Below are 25,233 nucleotides of genomic sequence, written 5' to 3' on the forward strand. Positions count from 1 at the left end.
GAGCGGCTGGCCGGCGGCTCAGGTTCGATAGCATGAGCCGGATGCCACGTCCGCCCGCTCCGCCCGCCAGCGCGGCCGCCGCCCGCCGGTCGCTGGCCACCGAGTCGGCGCAGCTCCTGCTCACCATCGGCACCGCGCTGCGGCAGCGGATGGAGGCGCAGTGCTTGCGGCTGGGCCTGAGCCCGGCGGTGGCCCGGGCTCTGTTCGAACTCGACGCGCAGCGCCCGCTGCCGGCCCGTGACCTGGCCGAACGTCTCGCCTGCGACCGGTCCAACGTGGTCGGCCTGGTCGACAAGCTGGAAGAGGCCGGCCTCGTGCGGCGGCAGGTCGACCCGGCCGATCGCCGGGTCAAGACGCTCGTGGTCACCGACGCCGGCCGGCATACTCAGGCCGAGTTGCGCCGGCTGATGGACGAGTGTGGCATACCGCTCGATGGATCCGACCTCACCGGCACCGAGCTGGGCGTTCTCCGGGACCTCTGCGCACGACTCGCCGTGACGTTGTAACGCGTGAGTGGCAATCGGCGCCCGGCGTCGGTAATGCTGTCGAGCGTGACCTCTCCTCAGGAACTCGACGAGCGGTTCCGCACCGCACTCGGCGAGCTGGCCACGCCGGAGCGGCGGCGCGATCCGGACGAGCCGATCCGGGATGACACCCGGCTCACCGGTGCCCAGGCGTCGCGGCTGTTCGACGCCCAGGTGACCAGCCGGCACCTGGACCTCGCCGCCCGCTGGCTGCGCGGCTTCGGCGAGGGGTACTACACGATCGGTTCCGCCGGTCACGAGGGCAACGCGGCGGTCGCGGCCGCGCTGCGCCCGACCGACCCGGCGCTGCTGCACTACCGCTCGGGCGGCTTCTACACGGCCCGGGCCGCTCAGGTGCCAGGCTCCGACCCGGCCCGCGACGTGCTGCGCGGCCTGATCGCCTCGGCCAGCGAGCCGATCGCCGGCGGCCGGCACAAGGTCTTCGGCAACGCCGAGCTGGACATCATCCCGACCACCTCGACCATCGCCTCACACCTGCCCCGGGCGATCGGCCTCGGGTTCGCCATCGAGCGGGCCCGCCGGCTCAGCATCGAACCGCCCTGGCCGGGCGACGCGGTGGCGGTCTGCTCGTTCGGCGACGCGTCCGTGAACCACGCCAGCGCGACCGCCGCGTTCAACACCGCCGGCTGGTGCGAGCACGTCGGCCTGCGCCTGCCGGTGCTGTTCGTGTGCGAGGACAACCGGCTGGGGATCTCGGTCCGCTCGCCGAACGGCTGGGTCGCCGCGGCGCTGTCGTCCCGGCCTGGTTTGCGGTACCTGGCGGCGGACGGCTGCGACCTGCCGGCCGCGTACGACGCGGCGGCCGAGGCGGTGGCCTGGGTGCGCCGGCACCGGCGTCCGGCGATCCTGCACCTGTCGACGGTACGGCTGATGGGGCACGCCGGCGCGGACGCCGAGATGGGCTACCGGATGCCCGCCGAACTGGCCCGTGACCTGGAACGCGATCCGCTGATCGCGACCGCGAGGCTGCTCGTGGACGCCGGCGTCGCCACCCCGGCCGAGATCCTGGCCCAGTACGACGAGGTCGGCTGGCGGATCCGCAAGACCGCCGAGGAGGTACTGGACGAGCCGAAGCTGGCCAGCGCCACCGAGGTGGTCGCCCCGCTGGCACCACGCCGGCCGGCCCGGGTCGCCCAGGCGGTCGTCGACGCGGCGGCTGCCGCCGCCGATGGCGCGTCGTCCGGCCGGGCGTCCGCGTTCGCCGGCCGGCTGCCCGAGGACCTGGGTCCGCTCACGCTGGCCCAGGCGATCAACGCGACCCTGACCGACGCGCTGGTCAGCTGGCCGCAGGCGCTGATCTTCGGCGAGGACGTGGCGGTCAAGGGCGGCGTGTACGGCGTGACGAAGGGCCTGCGCGACCGGTTCGGGGCCGGCCGGGTGTTCGACACCCTGCTCGACGAGACGTCGATCCTCGGGTTCGGGCTGGGCGCGGGGCTGGCCGGGCTGCTGCCGATACCGGAGATCCAGTACCTGGCGTACCTGCACAACGCCGAGGACCAACTGCGCGGCGAGGCGGCCACGATGTCGTTCTTCTCCGCCGGGGCGTACCGGAACCCGATGGTCGTCCGCATCGCCGGCCTGGCGTACCAGGAGGGGTTCGGCGGGCATTTCCACAACGACAACGCGGTGGCCGCCCTGCGGGACATCCCCGGCCTGGTGCTGGCCTGCCCGGCGCGCCCGGACGACGCCGCGGCCATGCTGCGCACCTGCCTGGCCGCCGCCCTGGTCGACGGCAGCGTCTGCGCGTTCCTGGAGCCGATCGCCCTCTACCACACCCGTGACCTGCACGCCGAGGGTGACGGCCAGTGGGCGGCCCGCTACCCGGCGCCGGCCGCCTGGGCCGACGAGCACGTCCCCATCGGCCGGGCCAGGGTCGACGTGATCGGGTCCGGGGAGGACCTGACGATCGTGACCTTCGGCAACGGCGTACGGATGTCGCTGCGGGCCGCCGCGACCCTCGCGGCCAAGGGCATCGGCAGCCGGGTCGTTGATCTTCGCTGGCTGTCCCCGCTGCCGGTGGCCGACATCGTCCGGGAGGCGTCGGCGACCGGCCGGGTCCTGATCGTCGACGAGACCCGCCGCTCGGGCGGGGTGGGCGAGGGTGTGGTCGCCGCGCTGGTGGACCGCGGGTATGTGGGGGCCGCCCTCCGGGTGGCCTCCGTCGACTCTTTCGTCCCACTCGGCCCCGCTGCGGCATATGTCCTGGTCGGTGAGGACTCCATCCTTGAGGGGGCGAGCTGCCTCCTGGCCGGTTAGGCCGTATCTTTTGCGTTGGGTACGGTGCGCCACTTGCGCGGGGCGCTGCCTGAAGTGTGGACTACCCGCTATCGGCGTTTAGCCAGACGCCCGAGAATTAATAAAGGAGGCACGCGACAGTGAGCGCGACCGCTGGTCAGGCCGCCGACGGCGTACGGAGCCTGGCGGACCGGTTCGGGATCGAGCCGGGGATGGTCGTTATGGAGATGGGGTACGACGATGACGTCGACGAAGATCTCCGCGACGCCCTGATCGACCGCTGCGGCGAGCTGGTCGACGAGGACACCGACGAGGTCGTCGACATCGTGCTGCTCTGGTGGCGCGATGGCGACGGGGACCTGGTCGACACGCTCGTCGACGCGATCGCTCCGCTGGCCGACAATGGAGCCGTATGGCTGCTGACCCCCAAGGCCGGCAGGCCCGGGCACGTCGAACCCAGCGAGATCACCGAGTCCGCGCCGACGGCCGGACTCCAGCAAACATCGATCATCAGCGCGGGCAAGGACTGGAGCGGCGCCCGGCTGGTGGCACCTCGGGCGGCCCGTTCCAAGCGCTGAACCCCCACCCCCCGCGTCGGGGCGCGCCTGTCGACGGGCGCGCCGCGATTCCCTTTGTCCGATTCTGATCACGCCTCACGAAGGAGCTGGAGATGCCGATCGAGGTCGGCGCGGCCGCGCCGGACTTCCTGCTCAAGGATCAGAACAACCAGGACGTGCGGCTGTCGGACTTCCGTGGCGCGCGTAACGTGCTGGTGGTCTTCTACCCGCTCGCGTTCACCGGCACGTGCCAGGGCGAGCTATGCCAGGTCCGGGACCATCTGAGCGACTTCGTCAACGAGGACGTGCAGCTGTTGACGATCAGCGTGGACTCGCCATATGCGCACAAGGTCTGGGCGGACCGGGAGGGTTACGACTTTCCGCTGCTCGCGGACTTCTGGCCGCACGGGGCGGTGGCCCAGGCGTACGGGGTGTTCAACGAGGAGCGGGGCTTCGCCAACCGGGGTACGTTCCTGGTGGACCGGGAGGGCGTCGTCCGCTTCGCCGAGCTGAACCACCCCGGCCAGGCACGCGATCAGGACGCCTGGCGAAAGGCCCTCTCACTATTGGCGTAACCGATCCGACCAGTCTGGCTTGGCGTGTCTGACGCCGCGCCACGACCCAGACCAGTCGTCCGACCAGTCTGGCTTGGCGTGTCTGACGCCGCGCCACGACCCAGACCAGTCGTGGGCGGGACACTGTAGACTCTCCGGGGTTCCCGGGGGCGCGTAGCTCAGCGGAAGAGCACTCGCCTTACAAGCGAGGGGTCGCTGGTTCGAACCCAGCCGTGCCCACCCCGTCAGACCAGGCCGAGGGCCTCCCCGCAAGATCGGGGAGGCCCTCGTGCTTGCGGTACGCCCGAGGGAGAAGCCGGTCGCGGGGCGGCGCGGGCCCGGCCGACCCGGTACGGTCCCCGCATGGCAGATGATCAATTCGCCGCGGACCTGCTGGCGGCCGGCTCGGAGGCGCTGATCGAGGCGGCATACCGGACCGCTGATTACGCCGGCGCCCGGGCCGCTCTGGCGGCGGCCCGTGACGCGGCCGTACGGGACGGCAACCGGGCTGCCGAGGCGGCGGCGCTCGATCGGCTGGGCTGGCTGATGCACTTCGAGGCGCTGGACCGTGGCGTCGACGCGACGTTCGCCGAGGACGAGGAGGCACTGTTCCAGCGAGCGCTGGAGATCCGGCGGGAGATCGGCGACCTGGGCGGGTCGGCCGGTTCGCTGTTCGGGGTCGGGCTCGTTCATCAGGTACTGCGCGGGGACTGGGACACGGCGATGCCGTACTTCTGGGACGCGCTGGCGCTCGGCGATCACGCGGATCTGCTGAGCCGGTCGGAGATCCACCGGCACGTCGGCTTCTACTACCTGGTCAGGGACGTCCAGCTAGAGAAGGCGATCGAGTACCTGCAGACCTCGCTTTACCTGCGCGAGGCGCACGGCGACCCGCGATGGACGTACAGCGGCCTGCTCGCGCTCGGGGAGGCGGAGGTCGAGGCGGGACGGCGTGCCGAGGGCCTCGCGCACCTGCGGGATGCGGTGCGTATGGCACGGGAGGCCGGGATTCGGGCGGATCGCGTCAGTCGGGCCGAACAAGCGCTTCAGCAGGCCGAAGCGGGAGTGACGCCCAGCTCGTGAGCTGCGCCTTAAGCGCTGGCCGAAGGCCCGACGCCGCCGGAGAATGGTCCGGTGACCAACGTTCTCCCGGCGCCGCGCCGCCGCAGCGAGCTGACCGACTTCCTGCGCGCCCGGCGTGCCCGGCTGTCGCCGCAGGATGTCGGACTGGCGCCCGGGCTGCGCCGGCGGACCGCCGGCCTGCGCCGGGAGGAGGTGGCGCAGCTCGCCGGGGTGGGGGTCACCTGGTACACGTGGCTGGAACAGGGCCGGCCGATCAACGCCAGTGTGCAGGTACTTGACGCGGTCGCCCGTACCCTGCGCCTCGACGACGTCGAACGAGCCCACCTGTACCGGCTGGCCGACGTTCCCGCCCTGGCGCCGGACCCCGAGGTGAGCGGAGTACCCGCGGCGGTGCAGGAGATCCTCGACTCGCTCGGCCAACTGCCCGGCATGGTGATCAACGCCCGGTACGACGTGATCGCGAACAACCGGGCACACGCGAACCTGATCCGCGACTGGCACAGCGTCCCCTGCGAGGCGCGCAACGTCCTCTGGTGCTGCTTCTCCGATCCCGAGGTGAGCACTCGCTTCCCCAACTTCGAGGACGAGGCGCCGCACATGGTCGCCACGCTGCGCGGGTTCTCCGCGCAGCACCTCGATGAGCCCGGCTGGACCGATTTCATCTCCCGGCTCTCCGCGCGCAGCGCGACCTTCGCCAGCCTCTGGGAGCGGCACGACGTGGCGACCCCGGGTGTGCGGGTGAAGCACTTCCGGCATCCGGTCGTCGGCGACCTGCGCTTCACCTCGACCAGCATGGCCGTCCTCGGCACGCCGGAGCACCGGCTGGTGGTCTACACCCCGCACGACGAGCAGACCCGGGCGAAGCTACCGCTGCCCGGACCAGCGGGTTCTTGAGGCGAGCATTCCCGGTCCCGGCGCGGGGCTTCCCAGTGGCCCCGTCCTGGCTCATCCTGGACACGTGGGCGAGATGATTCCGATGCCGCGCGTCAGTGAGCTGTTCACCGATGTGCGGGGCGATGACCGGACCATGCGGATCACCCTCCACCCGGAGCGGCCCGGGCGTCCCGCCGCCGTCGTGGTGTCGGTGTGGATGGGTCCGGTGTGCCGCGCATCGTTCCGCATGGACCCAGAGGACCTGGACCGGTTGATGGCGACGCTCGCCGAGTCGAAGACGGCGCTCCGAGCGGCCCCGACAGCGCCGGGTTCCGCGGACTCGGTCGTCGCCGCCGTCCTCGACGCTGGCACCCCGCCTTCGGCGACCGGTCTGGTCGCGTAGCCTCCGGTCGCGTAGCCGAGGAATCGTCGAGGGGGCCGGACATGATCTTCATCACCGCGAAGTTCCGGGTACTGCCGGAGCACGCCGACCAGTGGCCGCAGATCGCCGGCGAGTTCACCCGGGCGACCCGGGGCGAGGCCGGGTGCCTGTGGTTCGACTGGTCGCGCAGCATCGACGATCCGCACGAGTACGTGCTGGTCGAGGCGTTCCGTGACGGCGACGCCGGTGCGGCACACGTCCAGTCGGCGCACTTCAAGGCGGCGCAGGAGACACTGCCGCAGTACCTGGCCGAGACGCCCCGGATCGTCAACACGACGGTCCCGCAGGACGACTGGTCCGAACTCGGCGAGCTGGCGGTGCCGGACCGCGGCTGACCCGGCTGACCGGGCTGACCGGGCCGACCCGGTTCGCTTGGGCGGCTATCCGGGCAGCTGGGCGGCGATACCCGCGACGATGATGGTCAGCCCGAGGTCGAAGTGCTCCACCGGATGCGGGGCACTCAGATCCTCGGCCGCCGCCAGCAAACTGGGATGGTGGCTCGGGTCCAGGGCCGCGGCCAGCCGCGCGCGGGCGGTCGCGCCACCGTCCGGCAGGGCGGCGGCGAGCTGCTCCTCGGTGGTGTGCCCGACCACGTAGTACGTGAGGGTGTCGGTGGCCCAGCTCGCCGCGTGCGGGCTCAGCCCCGCCCGGATCAACAGGCCGACCATCGTCTCGCCGTACGCGAGCGCATTGGGCAGCGGGAAGAACGCGGAGGCGAACAGCCGGGCACCGTCGCGGCGGGACAGCAGCGCCCGACGCAGCCGGTGAGCCAGCTGGGTGACCCGCTGGTCCCAGGCGGCCGTGGCGTCGAGGTCGTCGGTCACCCCGGCCAGCATGGCGTCGGCCATCGCCTCCAGCAGCGCCTGCTTGCTCTTGAAGTGCCAGTACGTCGCGCCGTTCTGCACGCCCAGGGCGGTGGCGAGCCCGCGCATGGTGAGCTTGTCCAGGCCGACCTCGTCGAGCAGGTCGAGCGCGGCGGCGCGCACCTCGGTGCCGCTGAGCCTCATGGTCGCCTCCCGGAATCACGTTGACCCACTGGATCATTGTGCCGCATACTTCAACACTGTTGAAGTTCAACGGCGTTGAAGTTGACGCCGGGCGCGAGGAGGTGGGGCGTGCGAGCGGTTCGATTCGACGGGTACGGGGGGCCCGAGGTGCTGACGGTGGGGGAGGTGCCGGTACCCAGGCCGGGCGACGGGGAGGTGCTCATCGAGGTCGGGGCGGCGGGCGTCACCCTGCCGATCGTGCGGCTCACGCGTGGCGGCCCGGATGGCGGCGTACCGCTGCCTCATGTGCCGGGCGGCGAGGTGGCCGGCCGGATCGTGCGACTCGGCAGCGGAGTGCCGGAGCGGCCCGGGACCGGGTGGCAGGTCGGCCAGCGAGTCACCGGCCTCGCGTTCAGCGGCGCGTACGCGCAGTTCGCCGCCGTACCGGTGGAGTTTCTGGACCGGGTACCGGACGGTGTCGACGACGCCGACGCGGTGGCACTGGTACGCAGCGGGCACGTGGCATCCGCCGCGCTGCACCTCGCCGGGCTCCGCGAGGGGGAGAGCGAAGGGGAGCGGGTCCTGGTGACGTCGGCGGCCGGCGGGGTCGGGCACCTCGCCGTACAGCTGGCCCGGGCGCTGGGCGCCGGACGGGTCGTGGCGGCGATCGGGGGCGGCAGTGCGAAGAAGGAGTTCCTGCGCGGGCTCGGCGCGGACCGGATCGTCACGTACGCCGAGGCTCGGGCCGGCCTGGACGAGTCGTTCGACGTCGTCCTCGACGGCACCGGGGCAGACGTGCAGGACAGCTGCCTGGCGGCCCTCGCCCCGCTGGGCAGGCTGGTCTCCTTCAACGCGACCGGTGGCAAGGTGGACGTCAACGAGTTGCGGATGACCGCCCGGACGGTCATCGGGCTGGCCATGCGGCACTTCGCCGAGCACCGGCGGGACGTGTACGACCGGCACGGGCAACGGCTGTGGGAGCTGCTGGCAAGCGGCGCGGTGCGCCCGGCGATCCACGCCGTGCTGCCACTGGAACAGGCCGCCGACGCGTACCGCGTCATCGAGGCCAGGGCCAACCTGGGGAAGATCGTGCTGAATCCGATGGCCTAGGGCCGGGGCCCGGCGTCCGCCCGTGGGGGCAGGCGCCGGGCCCGTCGCGGTAGGCGTCGCGGTCAGCCGGCCGGCCGCTCCGGTGCCGCGGTCAGGTCCTTGACCAGATCCGTGTCCGGGTCGGGGGCCGCGTGACGGGCTGCCCGCTCCATGATGAGCTGGCCGAAGACCCCGTTGGGACGCTGGCAGTCGGCGCACATCAGGTTGCTGTCCAGCCGCCTGCCGCCACAGTGCTCGCAGCGGCCGTTGTCGCGCGGATCGTGGTATTCGCGCAGCGCCATGATGAGGGACACCGCGACGGAACCGCTGAGCGACAGGCTCGCCTCGCCGCCGTCGATGCTCACCGAGACGCTGGCGACCGCCGGCCCGTCGGGTACCGGGGCGACGGCCTCGATGCGCTCCACGAACTCGCGTAGCGCGGTCACCAGTTCGTACCCGACCGGGGACGTCACGACTCGTCCGGGAACTGGGTGGCCACCTGCTCGGCGATCACGTCGAGGTGGTCGAGGTCGGAGATGTCGAGGATCTGGAGGAACAGCCGGGTCGTGCCGGCCTCGGCGAACGCCCCGATCTGATCGACCACCTGGCTGGGAGTGCCGGACAGCGGCGGGGTCCGGCCGATCCGCTCGGACCGGCGGCGCGCCTCTTCCTCGGTACGCCCGACGGTGATCGTCTGGGCGGCGGACAGCACCGGGGCGATCCGGCCGGACGCGCTGCGGTCGCACTCCTCGCACGCCGCGGCGACCCGCGCGAACGCCGCGCGGGTCTGCTCCAGCGTGCCGAACGCCACGTTGAACTCGTCGGCGAACCGGGCGGCCAGCGCGGGCGTCCGCCTCGGCCCGTGCCCGCCCACGATGATCGGCGGCCCACCGGCCTGTACCGGCTTGGGCAACGCCGGCGAGTCGGCCAGGTTGTAGTGCTTGCCCTGGAACGAGAAGCGCTCACCGACCGGGGTCTGCCACAGCCCGGTGACGATGGCCAGCTGCTCCTCCAGCCGGTCGAAGCGCTCGCGCAGCGGCGGGAACGGAATGCCGTACGCGGTGTGCTCCGCCTCGAACCAGCCGGCGCCGAGCCCCAGTTCCACCCGTCCGCCGCTCATCTGGTCGGCCTGCGCGACGGTGATCGCCAGCGGCCCCGGCAGGCGGAACGTCGCCGAGGTGACGAGCGTTCCGAGCCGGATCCTGGACGTCTGGTCGGCGATGGCCGCCAGCGTCGCCCAGGCGTCGGTGGGCCCGGGCATGCCGTCGCCCGCGCCCATCGACAGAAAGTGGTCGGACCGGAAGAAGCCGTCGAAGCCCAACTCCTCGGCGTGGCGCGCGATCCGGAGCTGGTCGGCGTAGGTCGCGCCCTGCTGAGGTTCGATGAAGATAACCATGCGCATGGAGCTACCTTGTCACGCCCGCCGGACGGTGCGTCAGGGACCTGCGGGAACCGCCAGCGCGTGAGGACGCTCGCCCGGCGTCGGGTGGCCACCGACGAGCCCGATGACGTCGGCCAGCCGGTTGGCGAACCCCCACTCGTTGTCGTACCAGCCGATCACCTTCACGGTGTTGCCGACCACGGTGGTGAACTCGGCGTCGACGATGCACGACTCGGTCCGGCCGATGATGTCCGAGGAGACGATCTCCTCCTCGGTGTAGCCCAGGTATCCCTTGAGGCTGCCTTCCGCGGCCGCGGCGAGCGCGGCGTTGACCTCCTTCGCGGTGGTCCGCCGGTCGACCTGCAGGTCGAGGTCCGCGACGCACCCGATGATCGCCGGTACCCGCACGTGCAGCCCCGCGATCCTGCCGGCCAGCTCCGGGAACGTGCTGGACAGCGCGTGGATCGAGCCGGGCTTGAGCCGGGCCGGGATCAGGTTCACCGTGGCTGCCCGACCCATCCGCAGGTCCCAGTGCGGCGCGTCATGCAGCGAGCTCTTTGTCGGGTCGAAGGCGTGCACCGTGGTCAGCATCCCGCCGCGCAGGCCGAGGCTCTGCCGCAGGGCGGCGATGATCGGTGCGGCGGCACTGCTGGTGCAGCACGCGGGCGAGATGATCCGGTGCCGCGCCGGATCGAAGTCGGCCTCGTTGACGCCCATCAGGATGGTCACGTCCGGGTCGACCGTCGCGGTGGACACGACCACCCGCCCGGCGCCGGCGTCCAGGTGCCGGCGCGCCTGATCCGCCGAGAAGAATCGGCCGGTGGCCTCCAGGACGACATCGACGCCGAGGTCACCCCAGGGGACGTCGCCGGCCTGTGGACGGCGGAAGGACGCGATCGAATGGTGGTCGACGATGATGGCGCCGTCGTCGACCGCCACGTCGGCGTCCAGCGGGCCGCGCACCGAGTCGTACCGCAGCAGGTGCGCCTGTGCACGGGGTTCCGCAATGTCGTTGATCGCGACTACGTCGATTTCCCGCCGATTCCGGCACACTCGCCAAAATGAGCGACCGATTCGACCGATTCCGTTGATTCCAACGCGAATAGTCATGGCATCCCTGCTCCCCCACCTGAGCATCAGATTCGTTCACCGAGCCTAATCGATGACGGAAGCGCAACGGGATGGCGAAAATTAGCCGTTCAGACAGGCAAATAGACGAATAGTTGCGTTATTTGTTTAGTCGACCATTCCGGAGACGGTCATCGATACGATCCCGCTGGCCGGATCCGCCGCGGGACAGTGGAAGCGCCGTCAGTGCACCGAGAAGCCGCCGTCGATGAAAATGGTCTGTCCGGTGACGTGTGCGGCGCCGGCCGAGGCGAGGAACACCGCCGCCGCGGCGAAGTCGTCGGGTTCCCCGTTGCGGCCGACCATGGTGCGCTCGGCCATCGCCCGCGCGCGTTCCGGGTCGGCGAAGATGGCCTCGGTCATCGCGGTGTGCACCACGCCGGGGGAGATGGCGTTGCAGCAGACGCCGTGACGCGACCACGCCTCCGCCTGACTGCGGATCAGTCCGGCCGCGCCGGCTTTGGAGGCGCCGTACCCACCGCTGTTGCCGTAGGCGCGGACCGCCTGCTGCGAGGTCACAGTGATGATGCGGCCGAACCCGCGGGCCGCCATGCCCGGACCGAAGTGCTGACCCAGCAGGTACGGCGCGGTGAGGTTGACCGCCATCGTGCGGTCCCAGTCCGCCGTGGACAGCTCGGCGAGCGGCGGTCGGATGTTCACGCCGGCCGCGTTGACCAGGATGTCCACCCGCGGAACCCGGGCGGTCAACTCGTCGATCGCGGCCCGGTCGGCCAGGTCCACGGAGAACTGGTGGGCGCTCACGCCCTCGGCGGTCAGCTCCGCCGCCGTACGCGCGAGTGCCTCTTCGTCGCGTGCCACCAGGATCAGCTCGGCACCCGCCCGGCCGAGCGCCGCGGCGATGGCCCGGCCGATGCCGGCGTTGCCTCCGGTCACCATCGCGAGCCGGCCGGTCAGGCCGAACAGGCGCTCCAGGTACTCATCGATCACGGCATGATTGTCGCGCCCGGCCCGCGGCCGTCGCGGTGATGGCCCCGGCATGGTGAGCGCCGCCACCGGTACGGCTACTCCTCGGCCACCCGTACCGGTCGGTGGGGGCCGGGCCGGGCACCGGTGGGGCGCGAGCCGACCGGTCGGGTACCGGACGGGTGGGTACCCGCCCACCGGCACGCCAGGCACACTCCGCGCCGGGTCTCGACCTGTGTCGTACCGCGGTCTAGGTTGTGCTCAGACATGTCGGACTCCCTCGCCACCCCGACTAACGACCGCGAGACCGGCCGGTCGCTGCCGTGCGAGGTGGACGGCGCGTCGTTCACGCCGCTACGCGGATCCGGGTGTAGGGCGGGGGGTGTCCCAGCGCCGGCAGCACGTCGACGAGCGCGGCCTGCACGCGGACGGCGTCCGGCAGCCGCCACTGCGCGTCGGTCGGCGATACCACCCAGCGGATCCGTCCGCCCGGTTCCCGGGTCGGCGGCGCGGGGACCCACGATCCCGGTCCGTGCAGCACGACGTCGGTGCGCCCGGCGAGGTCGGGGCACAGGTCGGAGCCGGGCCGGACCGGGATCATCCAGCGTCCCGCCGAGGTCACCGCGACCGGCCCACCGCACGCGGCCTGCGCGATGGTCGCTGCCGGGCAGGCCGACACCTCCAGTACGTCGAAGGTCAGGCCGGTGGGGAGAAGTACGGAGAACGGGCGCCGTGACCACCACGTGCCCACCACGTCCGGCTGGTGGGAGACGAGGTCGGGACGTTCCGGCCGGGCCGGGTGGCAGGCGACGGTGCGGCATCCGGATCCACAGCAGTACCGGCCCCGGGCCAGGTAGGCCCCGGGCAGCACGTCCCAGCCGTGCGCCGCGTAGGCCAGCGCCGCACTCTTCAGGCGCACCCGTTCGAACTCGCCGCGGAATCGTATCCGCATCGTTACCCCTCCTCGCAATTGATCGCCGTCACCTGAACGGTCGATCGGTCGTTGCGGCAGGCAAAGAGCACTTTGAATGTTGCACTGAAAGGTATGGGCAGCGGCCCGTGATTAGGCGCACTCGCAGTGCGACCCGGGGGCAACCGGTTTGCGAGCCGGCCGGGCGAGGGGAGGGCAGCGAGCGTGGATGAACTCCCGATAGGTCGCCGGGTCGCTTATTGGCGGACCCGGCGCCGGCTGTCTCAGCAGGTCTTCGCCGATCGGCTCGCCAAGTCGAAGAGCTGGGTCGACAAGATCGAGCGAGGTGTCCGCCGGCTCGACAAGTTCTCCGTTCTCTATGACATCGCCGACGTCCTGCAGGTCGACGTGCAACTGCTGCTCGGTCGCGAGCCGGAGCGGCGGCCGGGCGGGATGACCTGCCTCGATCAGGTCGAGGTGGCCGACATCCGGTCGGCGCTGGAGCGGTACGACCAGATAAGCACCTTCTTCCACGCACCGCCGCAGCCACCGTCGATCGATGAGTTGCGCAAGGCCGTTCAGCATGCCTGGCTGAGCTACCAGCACGCCCGGTACGGACCGCTCGCCCGGGTGCTGCCGAAGCTGTTGCGTGACGCGCAGGCGGCCGACACCGTGTACGGCGGCGACAGCGGGATGCTGGCCGCGCACCTGCTCGGCCAGGTTTACCAGATCGCCTCCTCGAGCCTGCGCAAGCTGGGCGAGCTCGAACTGGCGTGGTTGGCGGCGGACCGGTCGATCGCGGTGTCTCTGCGCGCCGGCGACCAGTTGCTCGCCGGTACGGCCAGCTACCGGGTGGGCAGCGCGCTGCTGGCGCTCGGTCGGGCCCGCCCGGCACTGGAGGTCAACGTCAATATCGCCAACCGGCTGGCTCCCGGCGACACCCGCCGGGCGACGCCCGAACTTGTCTCGGTCTACGGCATGCTGCTTCTCCAGGGCGCCATGGCGGCGGCCCGGATCGGCGACAGCGCAACGGTCCGCGACCTGTTGACCGGTGCCGACGTCGCGGCGCGGGGACTGGGCGGCAACCACAACTACTACTGGACCAGCTTCAGTCCGACCAACGTCGACATCCACCGGGCGGCGGCAATGGTCGAGCTGGGCGAAGGTGGTCTGGCCGTGGAGACGCACGAACACCTGGACAGGGCCAGCTTCGCCGCCATGCTGCCGGAGCGCCGGGCGCACCACTATGTGGATCTCGCCCGGGGGCTCGCTCAAGTGGGTGACATCGAACGGGCGAGTGAGATGCTTCTGGAGGGTGACAGGCTGGCACCTTCGGAGATCCGCTGCCGTCCGATTGCCCACGAAGTACTGTCTGACGTATTGCGCCGGACGAAGGGGGCGCCGAGTGCGCCGGTCGCCGAACTCGCCGAGACCATGGGGGTCGGGGTATGACGCGGGTGACCGCGGCTCCCGGATTCTTTATCTGATCGTTTGCGGCTCCCCGGTGGCCCGGGGAGCCGGTCGGCTCGTTGAGCTGGCTCAATTGGACGGCTGGGACGTGTGCGTCGTGGCCACCCCGGATGGCCGGAAGTTCATCGATGTGGCTGCTCTGGCGGAGCAGAGTGGACACCCGGTACGGTCGGCGTACAAGAATCCGGGCGATCCGGACGTATTGCCCGATGCGGATGCCATGATTGTCGCCCCGGCGACCGTGAACACGATCAACAAGTGGTCGGCGGGCATCGCCGACACTCTGGCGCTGGGGCTGTTGATCGAAGGCCAGGGCAAGGGCCTGCCGATCGTCGCCATGCCGTACACCAACGCGGCCATGGCCAACCACCCGGCCTTCCTGGAAAACGTCACGCGGCTGCGGGGCTGGGGCATCGCGGTGCTGTTCGGCGAGGACCAGGTGCCGCTCCTGCCGCCGGGTTTCGGCGAGGCGGCGGTCGACGGGTTCCCCTGGCACCTCGCGCTCGAGGCGCTGCGCGATGTCGCGCCGATCCCGAGAAGATGACGCGGCCGTGCCTGGAAGTGCCGCGCGATGCCGGGTCGATCCTGACGAGATGACCGGGAGCCGCTGGTAACCTCGCGGCCGTGACCAGTGTGGGCGAAGTTGTGGAGTACTTCAACGAGCGTTATCCGCCTGGCTGGGCCGAGGACTGGGACCGGGTCGGGCTCGTGGCCGGCGATCCGGACGCGCCCGCCAGCCGGGCGCTGTTCGTGGTCGATTGCGTACCGGAGACGGTCGAAGAGGCGGTCACCGCCGGGGCGGACATGATCATCGCGCACCATCCGCTGTTGTTGCGCGGGGTGTCCAGCGTCGCCGCCACCACGTACAAGGGAAAGATCATTCACCGGCTGATCAGGTCCGGCATCGCGCTGCTCGTGGCCCACACCAACGCGGACGTCGCCGCGCCCGGAGTCTCCGACGCGTTGGCGGAACGGCTCGGCCTGACCGGACTGCGCCCGCTGCGCCCGGCCGAGGGGGCCGCGTCCGGCGGTGGTCGCGGTACCGGGCGGATCGGCCGGCTGCCGTCGCCGATGCCGCTGGCGGACGTGGCCGCGCTCGCCGCGCGGGTACTCCCTCCGACGGTCTGGGGAGTGCGTGCGGCTGGCGACCCGGAGCGGGTGGTCGACACGGTCGCGGTGTGCGGGGGATCCGGCGACGCGTTCCTGGCCGACGCGACCGCGTCCGGCGCCGACGCGTACCTGACCGCTGACCTCCGCCACCATCCGGCCAGCGAGCACATCGCGGCCGGCGGCCCGGCCCTGCTGGACGCCGCGCACTGGGCCACCGAACGTCCCTGGCTCGACCGGGCCGCCGCCGAGCTGACCGGAGCGGTGGGAATACCGACCCAGGTCAGTGACCTTGTTACCGATCCGTGGACCGTGCAGGTAGCATCCGGCGAACCGCCGGCCACCGCGACTGGTCCGGGTCGTCGCGCGGCAGACGCGCCGAGCCAGACTGGTCGTGCGACTGGTCCGGGTCGTGGCGCGGCGGCAGACGGGCCGAGCCAGACTGGTCGTAAACACCCACCGATGAAGGAGCCGCGTCCGTGAAAGCCGATTCCGAGGCGCAGCGCCGCCTTCTCGACCTCCAAGCCATCGACATCGCGCTGACCCAGCTCGCGCACCGCCGCCGCAACCTCCCGCAGATCGCGGAGCTGGACCGGCTGGCCCGGCAGATCACCGCCGCCGACGACGAGCGGGTCAAGGCTCAGGTCGGCGTCGATGACCTCGACCGGGACATCGCCCGGCTGGAGAAGGACGTGGAGCAGGTACGCACGCGTAAGAGCAAGGACCAGTCGCGGTTGGACGCCGGCACGGGCCCGGCCCGGGAACTGGAGGCGTTGCAGCACGAACTCACCTCGCTCGCCCGGCGCCAGTCCGAACTGGAGGACGCCGAGCTGGAGCTGATGGAGCAGCGCGAGCAGGCCGAGGCGACCCTCAACGAGACGGTGGACCGGCTGACCGCCGCGCGCAAGGAGCGCGAGGAGGTCGAGGCAGCCCGCGACCAGGCGCTCGCCGAGATCAACAAGGACCAGGAGTTTCGGGCCAGCGGCCGGGCACCCATCGTCGCCGACCTGCCGGCCGACCTGCTCGCGCTGTACGACCGGATCCGGGAGTCGTCCGGCGGCATCGGCGCGGCCCTGCTGCGCGCCGGCCGGTGCGAGGGTTGCCGGTTGGAGCTGTTCGGCAGCGAGCTGGCCGCGGTGCGCTCGGCCCCCAAGGACGAGGTGGTCCGGTGCGAGGAGTGTGGCCGGATCCTCGTCCGTACCGCGGAGAGCGGCCTGTGAGCCAGCGGAACCGGATCGGCCGCGGGAGCGGAGCGGGCGCGTGAGCGAGCGTCACCTGCTTGAGCGCGGCGAAGCCGCCAGACCGGTCGGAGAGGATCCGGCATGAGCGTCGAACGGGTCGTCGTCGAGGCGGACGGTGGGTCGCGCGGCAACCCGGGTCCGGCCGGGTACGGCGCCGTGGTGCGGGACGCCGAGTCCGGCGAGGTACTCGTGGAGCGCTACCAGTCGCTCGGCGTGACCACGAACAACGTCGCCGAGTATTCCGGCCTCATCGCAGGGCTGAGCGCGGCGGCCGAACTGGGTGCCAGCGAGGTGGACGTCCGGATGGACTCCAAGCTGGTCATCGAGCAGATGTCCGGCCGCTGGCAGATCAAGCACGCCGGACTCCGGCCGCTCGCGGCGGAAGCCGCGACCCTGGTGCGTCGGTTCGGCACGGTCCGCTTCGGCTGGATTCCCCGTGAGCGCAACAAGCACGCCGACGCGCTGGCGAACCGGGCCATGGACGAGGCGACCGGCAAACCACCCCCGCCGACCGCGAAGTCGGCGACCGCGCGGGCATCGGTCGACGAGGCGGCCGGCGAGCCGCGAACCATCGCCGGGCCGGACTCGCCGGGCCGGGCCGCCGCCCGGTCGGTGGCCGCCGCGGCGGCGTCGACCGGTACCGCCCCCGTCGCCGGTGCCCCCGGCCCCGGCGCTCCCGGCACCGTCGCCGGCCCCGGCGCCCCCGGTGAGGTGGCCGAGCGGGAGACCGCGTCCGGTACCGGCAAACCGTCCTGGGAGCGGCCGGTCGGCGTACCGACCCGGCTGATCCTGGTCCGGCACGGCGAGACCGAGATGAACAGCCAGCGACGGTACTCGGGCCGGGGCGACGTGCCGCTGTCCGAGCGCGGGTTGGCTCAGGCGCGGGCGACCGCGGCACGGCTGGCTCCGCTGGCCGGTACCGTTCCGGCGGTGGTCAGCTCGCCGCTGTCCCGGGCCACGGGGACCGCCACCCTGCTGGCCGAGGCGCTCGGCGGCCCACCGGTGAACACCGACCCGGACCTGATCGAGTCGGACTTCGGCGACTGGGAGGGGCTGACCTTCACCGAGGTACGGGAGGGTTGGCCGGCACACCTGACCAAGTGGCTGGACTCGCCGGCCGTGGCACCGCCGAACGGGGAGTCGTTCCAGGCGGTCGACCGGCGGGTACGGCGATCGGTTGGCCGGCTGAGGGAGGCGTACCCGGGCCGTACCGTCGTGGTCGTCTCCCACGTGTCGCCGATCAAGCTGCTGTTGCGTGACGCGCTGGCCGCCGGTGACGCCTTCCTGTACCGGCTTCACCTCGACCCGGCCGGGGTGTCCATTGTGGACTCATGGCCGGACGGCGGGGTCGCGGTACGGACGGTGAACGACACGGCGCACCTCGCCGGCCTGGAGTGAGTCGGCTGGCCCGCGCCGAGCCCGCCGCGCTGGCCCGGTTTACGGCTCACCGTTCGTGGCGATCCCGGTCAGCTGAGGCATCAACCACGGCGCGATGAGTTGCTGCACTCCCTCCGGGGTGAAGTGCAGCCCGTCGCTGCGTACCCGCAGGCCGTTGACGCTCTCCGTGTACCTGCCGTCCGGGCAGACCAGCTTGTTGAGGTCCAGCACCACCGTCGTGTCCGGGTGCTTGGCCGCCTCCGCACGGATGACAGCGTTCCAGGCGTCCACTCGCGACGGTTGGTCCTCGTCGTACAGGCCACCGTCCGTGCGCTCGGCACGGTGCGTGTACGCCGCCGTCAGCAGCACCACCCGGGCACCGTGTGAGCCGGCGATGCTCACCGCCCGGTTGAGCTGACCGCTCAGGTACGCGTTGAAGTCTGGGTTGCCCACGTGCGTGTACTTGCCGTTCAGCCGCGCGTCCATCAGCTCCCAGCGGTTGAGCAGGATCACCGACACGTCGGGATCGTCGGCGTCCACTCCGGACTGCCAGCGCGACGGCCAACTGGGACAGTACGGGTACAGCGTGTGCGGGCTGCCCAACTCCACGATGTCGGACTGCAGAGTGATCCCGCAGCCCTGGATCGCCCGGGTGGTCACCGCCGCGTTGGACTGGTTCGGCAGGTACGTGCCGATCGTCCAGGCCACCGAGTCGCCGAAGAAGTCGATGCGCGGCTGCGCGCCCGGCCGCCGACCGGACCGCCGCATCGGCGGCGGCAGGTGCGAGCGGGCGGTGCTGCCCGGCGAGTACACCGGGTTGCGCGGCGCGGTGAAGGAGGTGCGCTGGGCCGGCGTGGGGATCGTCCCCACCACCACGACGACCGCGGTGGCCGCCACCGCCACCAGCGTGGTCGTCACCGGCGTCAGCTTCGGTATCCGGCGCAGCAGGCGCCCGTGCCGGATCGGTTCCTCGATGACGAAGAACGAGGCGATCGGGATGACCAGCACCAGCCCCAGACGCAGGAACAGCAGGGAGAGCCCGGACAGGCCGGTGTGCTCGGCGTTGACGAACTGGAACAGCGGCCAGTGCCACAGGTACACCCCGTAGGAGATCCGGCCCAGCCAGACCAGCGGGGTCAGCGCGAGCATTCGGGCGGTGGGGGAGTTCGGGCTGACCACCGCGTGCGCGATCAGCACGGCCACCGCGAACGCCGCGGCGGTCAGGCCGGCGTCGCGGTACAGCCAGGCGGCGGTACCGTCGGCATTCGTCAACAGCCAGCCGAGGCCGGCCGCCGCGCAGATCGCGAACGTGCCGAGGATCGGGTGCGCCCGATGCGGATCGGCACCCTGTGCCCGGTCGTCCAGCAGGCTGAGCAGCAGGGCCAGCGCACAGCCGATGAGGATCGCCTGTACTCGGGTGTCGGTACCGAAGTAGACCCGGTTGATGCCGGCCGGCGTGAACGCCGAGGCGGCCGCGTACGCGGAGGCGCCGGTACCGGCGACGGCCAGTAGGAGCAGCACCACCCGGGCCTGCCGGCTGGCCCCACGTGGTGGCTGCTCGCCTCCGCCAGAGGCCGGCTCCGTCCGCGGTCGACGGGCGACCCGCCGGGTCGCCAGGCACGCCGCCGTGCCGATCACGATCAGCGGCCAGAACAGGTAGAACTGCTCCTCGATGCCGAGCGACCAGGTGTGCTGCAACGGCGACGGCGCGGAGGTCTGCGCGAAGTAGTTGCCGCCGCCCCGGTAGATCATGCGCCAGTTGGCCACGTACACCAGGGCGGCCAGCCCGTCGCCGCGCAGCAGCCTCAGCTCGACCGTGGGCAGCAGGAACTGGCTCGTGACCACCACCGCGATCAGCAGCACCAGCAGCGCCGGCAGCAGCCGGCGGGCGCGCCGGCCCCAGAACGCGGCCAGGTCGACCCGGCCGGTGCGTTCCCGTTCGGCCAGCAGCAGTGAGGTAATCAGGAATCCGGACAGGACGAAGAACGCGTCGACGCCGAGGAACCCACCGGGAATCCCGGGTACCCCGGCGTGGAACAGCACCACCCCGGCGACCGCGAACGCCCGTACTCCGTCGAGCGCGGGGCGGTACCGGTAGACCGCCTCGCCGGGCTGGGTACGTGCTCGGGCGTCTGCTCCCATCGGGCCTCCGGGATGCCCTGTGCCCGGTTCGGGCCGGGCTAAGCCCCCCGAACCGGCCCGAGTGAGCGTTCGGGCGACCGGCCCGGAGGGCTGCCGCCGGGCGCACCGAAGCGACCGTTCGCGGACGATCACCTACCGCCCGGCGCAGCCGTCTATCCGATCCGCGTGGAAAAGTCCGAGCCTCGGCGTAACCTGCGCCACGCCCGGTAGATCAAGAACCGGGCGACTACCCGGTGTGTTCAAGGAGGACTGATGGTCGAACCACAGACCGAACCGGTACCCCGCCGCAGAACCGGCAGCCCCTGGCACTGGCTGCTGATCATCCCCGTGGTCGTACCCCTTCTGTTCTTCCTCTTCAATTCGAAGAACCCGTATTTCCTGGGCTTCCCCCGCTTCTACTGGCTCCAGTTGGCCTTCATCCTGCTCAGCGTCGCGACGACCCTGATCGTGTACCGGCTGACCCGAACCCGGGAGGGCTGATCGATGAAGGATCATCTCGCCGAGATCATCATCGCGGCGGTCATCTTCCTGGCCGTCAGCGCGATCGGGTTCATCGCGGCCCGGTGGCGGCGGCCCGACGACATGGGCCACCTCAACGAGTGGGGCCTGGGCGGCCGGAGCTTCGGCAGCTGGATCACCTGGTTCCTGGTCGGTGGCGACCTCTACACCGCGTACACGTTCGTCGCCGTACCGGCCCTGCTGTTCGCGTCCGGCGCCCTGGGCTTCTACGCCGTGCCGTACACCGTGATCGTCTACCCGATGGTGTTCGTGGTGCTGGTACGGCTGTGGTCGGTGTCGCACAAGCACGGGTTCGTGACCCCGGCCGACTTCGTCCGGGCCCGGTCCGGTTCGTCGACCATGGCGCTGCTGGTGGCCATCACCGGCATCGTGGCCACCATGCCGTACATCGCGCTGCAGCTGGTGGGCATCGAGGCGGTACTCAAGTCGATGCACGTCGACCCGACCTGGGCACTGATCATCGCGTTCGCGATCCTCGCCGCGTACACGTACCAGTCCGGCCTCCGGGCCCCGGCACTGATCGCCTTCGTCAAGGATGCGCTGATCTACATCGTCATCATCGTGGCGGTCATCTACATCCCGTACAAGCTGGGCGGTTGGCACAAGATCTTCGACGCCGCCGACGCGAAGTTCGCCAAGACGCACGGCACCGTGCTCAACCCCGGGAACCAGTGGCAGTACGTCACCTGGGCGCTCGGCTCGGCGCTGGCGCTGTTCCTGTACCCGCACAGCATCACCGGCGTGCTGGCCAGCCGCAGCCGCAACGTCATCAAGCGCAACATGTCCGCGCTGCCGGCCTACAGCCTGCTGCTGGGCCTGATCGCGCTACTCGGCTATATGGCCATCGCGGCCCAGACCACACCGATCAAGACCAACGGCAAGGCGGACAACAACACGGTCGTGCCGCAGTTGTTCGACCAGATGTTCCCGCACTGGTTCGCCGGTGTGGCGTTCGCGGCGGTGGCGATCGGGGCATTGGTACCGGCGGCCATCATGTCCATCGCGGCGGCGAACCTGTTCACCCGCAACATCTTCAAGGAGTACATCAAGCGGGACGCGACACCCCGCCAGGAGGCGGCGGTCAGCAAGGTCGCCTCGCTGGTCGTCAAGGCCGGTGCGGTGCTGGTGATCCTGTTGATCAGCCCGCAGTTCTCCATCGACCTCCAGCTGATCGGCGGCGTCATCATCCTGCAGACGCTGCCGGCCGTGGGCATCGGGCTCTACACCCGCTGGCTGCACCGCTGGGGGCTGGTGGCCGGCTGGCTGGTCGGCATGGGCCTGGGCGTGTGGATGCTCTACCAGATCCCCAACCCCGCCACGAACCACGTGCACTTCGGCGGCTCGGCCTTCCCGCTGTCCAAGTGGTTCGACCCGACCTCGATCGGCCTGGACGCGAAGACCCAGGTGTACGTGGGCTTCGTCGCGGTCGTGGCCAACGCGGTCGTCGCGGTGATCGTCACGCTGATCTGCCGGGCTCTGCGGGCCTCCGACGGCGTGGACACCACCTCGCCGGACGACTACCTCAGCGACGCGGACAGCAAGACCCCGCCGCCGCTCGCCGAGGACCAGTTGCCGGAGCCGGTACCCACGTCCTGAACGGCACACCGATGCCGGCCGGTCCCGTCGAGGGGCCGGCCGGTTTCCGTATCCGGCCGACCGCTTGCGTATAGGTAGATCATCGTCATATCGTACCGTCATGACTGTCTCTTCCTCGCGAATGCGGGAGCCGACCTACTTCATCCTGGCAGCGCTACAGGATCAGCCGTTGCACGGCTACGGCATCATGAGCCGCGCCGAGGAGCTGTCCCGGGGGCGGGTCAAACTCGCGACGGGGACGCTGTACGCCGCGCTCGACAGGCTGACCGGTGAGCGGCTCGTCCGGGTCGTCGACGAACAGGTGGTCAACGGCCGGGCCCGGCGCTACTACGAGCTGACCGCCACCGGTCTGGAAGCCCTGCGCGCCGAGGCGGAACGCATGGCGGAAGCGGCGAAGCTCGTCACCGAGCACCCGAACCCGCGGCGCTCCGCACGCCGGCCCGGGCAGCCCGGGGTGATGCCGGCATGAGCGAACGACTCGAACGTCGCTACCGGCGGCTGCTGCGCCTGTACCCGAAGGCGTACCGCCGGGAGCGCGGCGCGGAAATCCTCGCGACGCTCCTGGACGCCGCCGAATCCGGGCACCCCCGTCCGCTACGGCGGGAAGTCGCGGCACTGGTCGTCAGCGCCATGCGGGTGCGGTTCGGGGCGGTCGCCGGCTCGCCCGGGCAGGTCTGGTTGTCCGCGCTGCGGGTGGCAGTCCTGGTACTGATCGCGCACGCCACCGCTCAGTCGGCGGTACACGCGATCCGCGCTGTCGGCGCCGAAATCCTGATGGTTCGGACGTACCCGCTCACCGCGTTGGGGCATCCCGCCGCGGCACTGGCCGGCGTGGCGGCGCTCATGGCGATCGGCCGGGGACGGTACCGGCTCGGCGTCGCCCTGGTCGGGCTGGCGTTCGCGGCCGCGCAATGGGCGATGAGCTGGCTGCCGATCGAGGCCAGGCCGGCGCTCGGCGAGTTCTGGCAGCTTCCGCTCGCCGCGGCGGTGTCGGTACCGCTGGTGGTGTGCCGCCCCGCCTCAGGCCGCCGGGCCATGGCCTGGCTGCTCGCGATTCCGCTCACGGCGGCCGTGCTGCCCACCGCGTTCGACGAGGTGGGGTGGGGGCTGTACCTCCCGCTGGCCGTCGCGGCCGGCTGCCTGGCGTGGTCGGCGCTCGACGCTCGTGCCGCCATCGTCGGTGCCGTACTGCTGATCGGCGCGAGCATGTCGACGCTCTCCTACGTGCTCCCCGGATGGGTAGACGCAATGTCCGGTGAAAACCCGGTCCTGCTGTCGGCCTACCTGGCCGCCGCCGCGGTCTCCGTGTGCGTCGGCGCTGTGCTTGTGCGGCTGAGAGCCAGGACCTAGCGTCTCGGCCCCTCAGGACAACGCGGCGAGCGCCTTGCCGATGTTCCACTCGGCCAGGTCGCGCATCCAGTCGCCGTTGGGGAAGTCGCTGTCCGCGATGCGCAGCGGACCTTCGATGAGCGACAACACCTGCGCGTACCGGTAGAACTCCAGCCGGGCCGCGTCCACCTCGACCGGCTTCAGCGCGGGGTACGCATCGCCGAACCGCATCTGCGTCCACGCGTGATCCCACTCGATGTCGAACGAGACCAGCCCCTCGAAGTCGATGAGCACCGGCTCACCGGCCGGGGTGACCAGCACGTGATCCGGCCCGAGTTCGCCGTGTACCAGTCCGTAGCTCCGCCGCGGCGCGACCGCGGCGGCCAGCTCGCGCAGGTGCGCGGCGATCCGGTCGTGGGCGTCCGCGATCCGGGTATCGCGCGCCTTCACCGCGTCGAGGTCGTGTAGCGCCAGGTCCAGGATGATGCTCTCGGTGGGCCGCTCCTGTTCTGCTTCTTCTTTTGCTATCAGGGTGAGCTTGCCGTACTGCCGGCTGGTCGTGGTGTGCATCCGGCGCAGCGCGTCGCCGAGCGCGGCCAGCGGCTCGGCCGCCGCGGCGGGATCGCGCTCCATCAGCGCTTCGAGCGTCACCGAACCGGCGTCCTCCACCAGGGCGAGGTCCGCGCCGAGGTAGCGGCGGTCGAGGTCGAGCAGGAACAGCCGAGGGGTACGCACGCCGGCAGCGTCCAGCGCCGCATGGTTGGTGGCGAAGAGTTCGACACCGAAGGCGTCGCGGAACGGGCTGTCGGGGACGGCCGGCGGGGCGGGCGGCCAGTAGTCCTCGTCGGGCGCCCAGACGTACAGGACGCTGGTCGTGGCGTCGTCGAGAGTGAGCCGGTACACGCCCTTCTTCGTGCCGCCGGTGAGCCGGTCGAGGGCGGCCAGCCGCCGGCCGGTACCGAATTGGTCGGCGACGAGGTCGTGGAGGTCGTCTGGGCGCAGGAAGGTACGGGTCATCGTGGCTCTCCTGGTGTCTTTCCTGGCCTTGGCGGCTCTGAGGGTGTCGGCGGCTTTGCCGGTCTTGGCGGCTTTGCCGGTGTTGGTGGCTTTGCTGGTGTTGATGGCGGCCCGTCATCCTGGCTTGGTTCCTGGTTTGGGGGCAACCGGTTTGCCCCGCCGGTCGTTTTCTGGACATTTCGGGCTGCGGTCGCTAGATCTTGGTACTGATCCGCCCCCAGAGGGGCAGTTTCGTACCAAGATTCGAGGTGCGGCAGGCTGCGAGGGTGGGGAATTCGCGCCACGTAAGATTGTTGGCGCGATGGACGAGTCGACTGGGCGGTCGCGTCGGCCTCTGTGAGGTCGCCGAGGAACGTCCGGGCTCCACAGGGCAGGGTGGTTGCTAACGGCAACCCGGGGCGACCCGCGGGAAAGTGCCACAGAAAGCAAACCGCCTCGCCCGACGGCTTCGGCCGGCGGGCGCGGTAAGGGTGAAACGGTGGGGTAAGAGCCCACCAGCACCCCGGGTGACCGGGGTGGCTCGGTAAACCCCACCCGGAGCAAGGCCAAAAGGGTCTCCGCCGCGAGACGGTGACCTGCGCAGGCGTTTGAGGGCGGCCCGCCCGAGCCTGCGGGTGGGCCGCTTGAACCTGCCGGCGACGGCAGGTCTAGATGGATGGCCGCCCTCCCGTGCTCCGGCGCGGGGGACAGAACCCGGCGTACAGGTCGACTCGTCCATCGCCACGCCT

The 25,233-nt window shown here is 71.0% G+C and carries 27 protein-coding genes, 1 tRNA gene and 1 other RNA gene; 20 read left to right on the forward strand and 9 right to left on the reverse strand.

Annotated elements, in window-relative coordinates:
- The first annotated feature begins 41 nt into the window (after window positions 1–41).
- From Raf01_RS25850 to Raf01_RS25890, 9 genes are all read left to right on the forward strand, one after another.
- Window positions 42–506 carry a MarR family winged helix-turn-helix transcriptional regulator gene (locus Raf01_RS25850; RefSeq protein ID WP_203920584.1) on the forward strand — a complete coding sequence of 155 codons (465 nt, stop codon included), beginning with the start codon at window positions 42–44 and terminating at the stop codon, window positions 504–506.
- Window positions 507–539: 33 nt separating this feature from the next.
- Complete coding sequence (locus Raf01_RS25855; protein ID WP_203920671.1) at window positions 540–2,801, forward strand: thiamine pyrophosphate-dependent enzyme; 2,262 nt, start codon at window positions 540–542, stop codon at window positions 2,799–2,801.
- Window positions 2,802–2,920: 119 nt separating this feature from the next.
- Window positions 2,921–3,358 (forward strand): DUF3052 domain-containing protein, encoded by a 438-nt coding sequence (locus Raf01_RS25860; RefSeq protein WP_203920585.1) that lies wholly within the window; start codon window positions 2,921–2,923, stop codon window positions 3,356–3,358.
- Window positions 3,359–3,450: 92 nt separating this feature from the next.
- Window positions 3,451–3,912: a peroxiredoxin gene (locus tag Raf01_RS25865; protein ID WP_203920586.1), complete on the forward strand. Its 462-nt coding sequence runs from the start codon at window positions 3,451–3,453 to the stop codon at window positions 3,910–3,912.
- 147 nt (window positions 3,913–4,059) lie between these two features.
- Window positions 4,060–4,131: transfer RNA gene (locus Raf01_RS25870), tRNA-Val, on the forward strand.
- Between the two features lie 123 nt (window positions 4,132–4,254).
- A complete protein-coding gene (locus Raf01_RS25875; RefSeq protein ID WP_203920587.1) occupies window positions 4,255–4,974 on the forward strand; it encodes a tetratricopeptide repeat protein in 720 nt (239 codons plus the stop codon).
- 51 nt (window positions 4,975–5,025) lie between these two features.
- Window positions 5,026–5,868 carry a helix-turn-helix transcriptional regulator gene (locus Raf01_RS25880; protein WP_203920588.1) on the forward strand — a complete coding sequence of 281 codons (843 nt, stop codon included), beginning with the start codon at window positions 5,026–5,028 and terminating at the stop codon, window positions 5,866–5,868.
- 64 nt (window positions 5,869–5,932) lie between these two features.
- On the forward strand, window positions 5,933–6,250 hold the full coding sequence (locus Raf01_RS25885; RefSeq protein ID WP_203920589.1) for a hypothetical protein: 318 nt from the start codon (window positions 5,933–5,935) through the stop codon (window positions 6,248–6,250).
- 41 nt (window positions 6,251–6,291) lie between these two features.
- Window positions 6,292–6,624, forward strand: coding sequence for a putative quinol monooxygenase (locus Raf01_RS25890; RefSeq protein WP_203920590.1), 333 nt, complete (start codon window positions 6,292–6,294; stop codon window positions 6,622–6,624).
- A gap of 45 nt (window positions 6,625–6,669) precedes the next feature.
- Here the strand turns inward: Raf01_RS25890 and Raf01_RS25895 are convergent, their stop codons facing one another.
- Complete coding sequence (locus Raf01_RS25895; protein ID WP_203920591.1) at window positions 6,670–7,296, reverse strand: TetR/AcrR family transcriptional regulator C-terminal domain-containing protein; 627 nt, start codon at window positions 7,294–7,296, stop codon at window positions 6,670–6,672.
- A 108-nt stretch (window positions 7,297–7,404) separates the two neighbouring features.
- Between Raf01_RS25895 and Raf01_RS25900 the strand changes: the two genes are divergently transcribed.
- Complete coding sequence (locus Raf01_RS25900; protein WP_203920592.1) at window positions 7,405–8,385, forward strand: quinone oxidoreductase family protein; 981 nt, start codon at window positions 7,405–7,407, stop codon at window positions 8,383–8,385.
- Between the two features lie 62 nt (window positions 8,386–8,447).
- Here Raf01_RS25900 and Raf01_RS25905 read toward each other — a convergent pair whose 3' ends face one another.
- The 6 genes from Raf01_RS25905 to Raf01_RS25930 all read right to left on the reverse strand — a co-directional run bounded on the left by Raf01_RS25905 (window position 8,448) and on the right by Raf01_RS25930 (window position 12,767).
- Complete coding sequence (locus Raf01_RS25905) at window positions 8,448–8,837, reverse strand: hypothetical protein (protein WP_203920593.1); 390 nt, start codon at window positions 8,835–8,837, stop codon at window positions 8,448–8,450.
- Window positions 8,834–9,766: an LLM class F420-dependent oxidoreductase gene (locus tag Raf01_RS25910; RefSeq protein WP_203920594.1), complete on the reverse strand. Its 933-nt coding sequence runs from the start codon at window positions 9,764–9,766 to the stop codon at window positions 8,834–8,836. The genes Raf01_RS25905 and Raf01_RS25910 overlap by 4 nt, the downstream gene beginning before the upstream one ends.
- A 33-nt stretch (window positions 9,767–9,799) precedes the next feature.
- Window positions 9,800–10,882, reverse strand: a complete 1,083-nt coding sequence (locus Raf01_RS25915) for a type I glyceraldehyde-3-phosphate dehydrogenase (RefSeq protein WP_308442665.1) — start codon at window positions 10,880–10,882, stop codon at window positions 9,800–9,802.
- Window positions 10,883–11,056: 174 nt separating this feature from the next.
- On the reverse strand, window positions 11,057–11,821 hold the full coding sequence (locus Raf01_RS25920) for an SDR family NAD(P)-dependent oxidoreductase (protein ID WP_239133909.1): 765 nt from the start codon (window positions 11,819–11,821) through the stop codon (window positions 11,057–11,059).
- Window positions 11,822–11,895: 74 nt separating this feature from the next.
- On the reverse strand, window positions 11,896–12,066 hold the full coding sequence (locus tag Raf01_RS25925) for a hypothetical protein (protein ID WP_203920596.1): 171 nt from the start codon (window positions 12,064–12,066) through the stop codon (window positions 11,896–11,898).
- Window positions 12,067–12,143: 77 nt separating this feature from the next.
- Complete coding sequence (locus Raf01_RS25930; RefSeq protein ID WP_373319568.1) at window positions 12,144–12,767, reverse strand: bifunctional DNA primase/polymerase; 624 nt, start codon at window positions 12,765–12,767, stop codon at window positions 12,144–12,146.
- Between the two features lie 165 nt (window positions 12,768–12,932).
- Here Raf01_RS25930 and Raf01_RS25935 point away from each other — a divergent pair, with 165 nt between their 5' ends.
- The 5 genes from Raf01_RS25935 to Raf01_RS25955 all read left to right on the forward strand — a co-directional run bounded on the left by Raf01_RS25935 (window position 12,933) and on the right by Raf01_RS25955 (window position 17,923).
- Window positions 12,933–14,159: a helix-turn-helix domain-containing protein gene (locus Raf01_RS25935; protein WP_203920598.1), complete on the forward strand. Its 1,227-nt coding sequence runs from the start codon at window positions 12,933–12,935 to the stop codon at window positions 14,157–14,159.
- A 22-nt stretch (window positions 14,160–14,181) separates the two neighbouring features.
- The gene (locus tag Raf01_RS25940) at window positions 14,182–14,721 is read left to right on the forward strand and encodes a flavoprotein (protein WP_239133923.1); all 540 of its coding nucleotides are present in this window, start codon (window positions 14,182–14,184) and stop codon (window positions 14,719–14,721) included.
- An 80-nt stretch (window positions 14,722–14,801) separates the two neighbouring features.
- Window positions 14,802–15,767, forward strand: coding sequence for a Nif3-like dinuclear metal center hexameric protein (locus Raf01_RS25945; RefSeq protein WP_239133910.1), 966 nt, complete (start codon window positions 14,802–14,804; stop codon window positions 15,765–15,767).
- Window positions 15,764–16,504 (forward strand): zinc ribbon domain-containing protein, encoded by a 741-nt coding sequence (locus Raf01_RS25950; RefSeq protein ID WP_203920600.1) that lies wholly within the window; start codon window positions 15,764–15,766, stop codon window positions 16,502–16,504. Before Raf01_RS25945 ends, Raf01_RS25950 begins: the two co-directional genes overlap by 4 nt.
- A 102-nt stretch (window positions 16,505–16,606) precedes the next feature.
- Window positions 16,607–17,923 (forward strand): bifunctional RNase H/acid phosphatase, encoded by a 1,317-nt coding sequence (locus Raf01_RS25955; RefSeq protein ID WP_203920601.1) that lies wholly within the window; start codon window positions 16,607–16,609, stop codon window positions 17,921–17,923.
- A gap of 39 nt (window positions 17,924–17,962) precedes the next feature.
- On the opposite strand, the gene Raf01_RS25960 is transcribed toward Raf01_RS25955, so the two are convergent.
- Entirely contained in the window at window positions 17,963–20,044 is a 2,082-nt protein-coding gene (locus Raf01_RS25960) for an acyltransferase family protein (protein WP_203920602.1), read from the reverse strand.
- 252 nt (window positions 20,045–20,296) lie between these two features.
- Here Raf01_RS25960 and Raf01_RS25965 point away from each other — a divergent pair, with 252 nt between their 5' ends.
- The 4 genes from Raf01_RS25965 (at window position 20,297) to Raf01_RS25980 (ending at window position 23,509) form a co-directional block, all read left to right on the forward strand.
- Window positions 20,297–20,524 (forward strand): DUF3311 domain-containing protein, encoded by a 228-nt coding sequence (locus Raf01_RS25965; protein WP_203920603.1) that lies wholly within the window; start codon window positions 20,297–20,299, stop codon window positions 20,522–20,524.
- Between the two features lie 3 nt (window positions 20,525–20,527).
- Window positions 20,528–22,159 carry a monocarboxylate uptake permease MctP gene (mctP, locus tag Raf01_RS25970; protein ID WP_203920604.1) on the forward strand — a complete coding sequence of 544 codons (1,632 nt, stop codon included), beginning with the start codon at window positions 20,528–20,530 and terminating at the stop codon, window positions 22,157–22,159.
- Window positions 22,160–22,259: 100 nt separating this feature from the next.
- Complete coding sequence (locus tag Raf01_RS25975; RefSeq protein WP_239133911.1) at window positions 22,260–22,628, forward strand: PadR family transcriptional regulator; 369 nt, start codon at window positions 22,260–22,262, stop codon at window positions 22,626–22,628.
- On the forward strand, window positions 22,625–23,509 hold the full coding sequence (locus Raf01_RS25980) for a hypothetical protein (protein ID WP_203920605.1): 885 nt from the start codon (window positions 22,625–22,627) through the stop codon (window positions 23,507–23,509). Before Raf01_RS25975 ends, Raf01_RS25980 begins: the two co-directional genes overlap by 4 nt.
- Before the next feature lie 12 nt (window positions 23,510–23,521).
- Here Raf01_RS25980 and Raf01_RS25985 read toward each other — a convergent pair whose 3' ends face one another.
- The gene (locus Raf01_RS25985) at window positions 23,522–24,505 is read right to left on the reverse strand and encodes a phosphotransferase family protein (protein ID WP_203920606.1); all 984 of its coding nucleotides are present in this window, start codon (window positions 24,503–24,505) and stop codon (window positions 23,522–23,524) included.
- 306 nt (window positions 24,506–24,811) lie between these two features.
- Between Raf01_RS25985 and rnpB the strand changes: the two genes are divergently transcribed.
- An RNA gene (rnpB, locus tag Raf01_RS25990) (RNase P RNA component class A) lies at window positions 24,812–25,222 on the forward strand.
- Window positions 25,223–25,233: the final 11 nt, after the last annotated feature.

Origin of the sequence: Rugosimonospora africana (genome assembly GCF_016862975.1) — a bacterium.
Taxonomy (GTDB): domain Bacteria; phylum Actinomycetota; class Actinomycetes; order Mycobacteriales; family Micromonosporaceae; genus Rugosimonospora; species Rugosimonospora africana.